Source organism: Pseudomonas sp. DCB_AW (assembly GCF_026240895.1).
Classification (GTDB): Bacteria; Pseudomonadota; Gammaproteobacteria; order Pseudomonadales; family Pseudomonadaceae; genus Aquipseudomonas; species Aquipseudomonas kermanshahensis.
This window is the reverse complement of record NZ_JAPFCE010000143.1, coordinates 1-2,314: the sequence shown is the minus strand read 5'-3', so window position 1 is coordinate 2,314 and position 2,314 is coordinate 1. Positions and strand designations below refer to the sequence as shown.

At 64.3% G+C, this 2,314-nt stretch carries 2 protein-coding genes; both read right to left on the bottom strand.

Features of this window, described 5'->3' with window-relative positions; translation table 11 throughout:
• Positions 1-77: 77 nt before the first annotated feature.
• Positions 78-1,394, bottom strand: coding sequence for a bifunctional DedA family/phosphatase PAP2 family protein (locus tag OO306_RS27940; protein ID WP_265970376.1), 1,317 nt, complete (start codon positions 1,392-1,394; stop codon positions 78-80).
• A gap of 3 nt (positions 1,395-1,397) precedes the next feature.
• The gene (locus OO306_RS27935) at positions 1,398-2,066 is read right to left on the bottom strand and encodes a DNA-3-methyladenine glycosylase (RefSeq protein ID WP_265970375.1); all 669 of its coding nucleotides are present in this window, start codon (positions 2,064-2,066) and stop codon (positions 1,398-1,400) included.
• Positions 2,067-2,314 lie beyond the last annotated feature (248 nt).

Here is a 2,314-nt window from a genome sequence, read left to right as displayed (position 1 = left end):
CGCTCCCACAGGTGTGGTGCATTGCAGGCTGCCTGTGGGAGCGGGCTTGCCCCGCGAAGAGGCCACAACAGGCAACATCAATACTGATACCGTTCCAAAGCCTGCGGCAGCGCGTGCATGGCAAAGAACGCCAGCAGCGCGATACACGCCGGCAGCACCAACCACCACACCCGCAGCGGCAGTGCTGGAAGCGGCTGGCGATGCTGCACCAAGGTCAGGCTAACCGCGCAGACGCAGCACGCCAGCAAGGCCCCGGCCAGAATATCGGTCGGCCAGTGCGCCCCCAGGTAAACCCGCGACAACGCAATCGCCAAGGCAGGAATGCACCCCAGCAACACCCAGGTCAGGCGCATCCGCGGCGGCTGACCACGCCCTGCCAACACCGCCATTACCAAGAAGAACGCAAACGACGCCGAGCTGTGGCCGCTGGGCATGCTGTAGCTGGTCAGTGGGTCGGTCAGCACCTCGGGCCGCGCGCGGGCGAATAGCCACTTGAGCGTGCCATTGGCAATCGCCGTACCCATCAATGCCCCGCCCGCAAACAGTGCATGGCGCCATTGTTGGGCGAGCAGCAGCAGGCCGGTCAGCAGCCCACCGAGGAAAAACTGCGTGCGAAAATCACCCAGCCGTGTCACGAGTACCACGGTACCGTCGATGACTTGGCTGCGGTGTTCCTGCACCAGTGTCATCACGCCCTGATCGAATTCGTGCAGGTACGGCCAGCCCAGGAATACCCCGGCCAGGGCCGCGAAGCTCAACGCGGCGATCAGCCGAGTGCCGTGGCGTTGATCGCGGATGCTGCTGTTCAGGCTCAGGCCGATGAGCACCGCCAACGCACCGGCAAGGATGCCCGCATCCAGCCAGAAGCCTTCCGGTAAAGGCAGGCGCATGGCGGCGCCCGTGGCCCAGCCAGGCAGCAGGTAGGCAACTGACCAGCCGGCGCCTGCCACCAGGCTGACGGCAATGAAGCGTGGCAGTGGCATGTCGAACATGCCGGCGACCATCGGCAGCATGGGCCGCAGCGGCCCGATGAAGCGCCCGACCAGCAGGCTGGCGATGCCATAGCGCTGGAAGTAGGTTTCGGCGCTGCCGATCCATTCCGGGTGATTGCGCAACAGCGGCAGGCGGCGGATGTTCTGGTGGAAATACTTGCCGACCGTGTACGACAGTGCATCACCCAGCAAGCCGCCGAGAAAGCCCAGCAACAGCGTTTCGCCCAGGCTGAAGGTGCCGCTGCCGGCCAGCACGGCGACCGCGAACAGCAGCACGGTGCCAGGCACGATGATGCCGGCAATGGCCAGGCATTCGATGCAGGCCACCAGGAAAATCGCCAGGCCAAGCCACTGGGGGTTGGCGCTAAGCCAGCCGGTCAGGCTGTCGAGCCATTGGCCCATGTGTCAGTTTCCTTGTTGATGAATGAAGAAGTCTTGGCCTTCGACTTGGCCGCGTCGCAGCGGGTTCCGTGTACAGAAGCGGGCGTATTCGGCGTCGACGAAGCGGTACGGCAGGTGCTCGTCGCGGCCCTGCGGGATGCCCAGGCGCGCAGCCTGGATCACCCGCGGCACGGCGATGCCACAGTCGTCGACGTACAAGTGCTCAGGGTCGAACCGCTGCGCGTCCCAGCGCGGCACTTTCAGGCCCAGTGCACGGCATAGCAGGGTCTGGCCTGCGCACAGGCGCTCGGCCGGGCGCAGGTTGCCGCTGGCGTCGGGGTTGTTCAGTTGCATCTGCGCCAGGCTGTTGGCGTTCGAGAGGTCATCCTGCCAAGGGTAGGCGGACTTGATCAGCACCGCATTGCCCGGGCCATGGGCGCTGAAGTTCAACGAGTCGCCACCGCGGGCGTAATACATGTAGATGTGCCCGCCATCGAGGAACAGGGCCTTGCGCTTTTCCGTATACCCGAGCGAGGCATGGCTGCCTTTGTCGGTCAGGTAGTAGGCCTCGGTCTCGATGATGCGCGCGGCCAGCCACAGGTCGCCCTGGCGATGGCGGATGACCTTGCCCAGCAACTCCTTGGCCAGGGTCTGGGCGTCACGGTCGAAAAAGCGGTCGGGCAGGGCTGGCATGCTGGCAGTTCGTGGCTTCAAAGGCCTGGATGATAGCAATGAATGGCTTAATCGAGGCTGAACCGGGTGGGTGGTTGAATGGTATCTGCATGTTTCTTTGGAGGCCTGAGAGGTGTTCGTCTTGGGGGATTTGGTGCCTGGGAGATCGAGCGCCGCCCGCGCGGCGCTTCGCAGCACAAGGCTGCTCCTACATCTGTTTCGGGCCAATTATTCCTGGGGTTTGGGCGCCGCCCATCTCCTGTAGGAGC

Coding starts and splice junctions, on each gene's coding strand:
- OO306_RS27940 (WP_265970376.1), bottom strand. CDS start 1,394: ATGGGCCAATGGCTCGACAGCCTGACCGGCTGGCTTAGCGCCAACCCC.
- OO306_RS27935 (WP_265970375.1), bottom strand. CDS start 2,066: ATGCCAGCCCTGCCCGACCGCTTTTTCGACCGTGACGCCCAGACCCTG.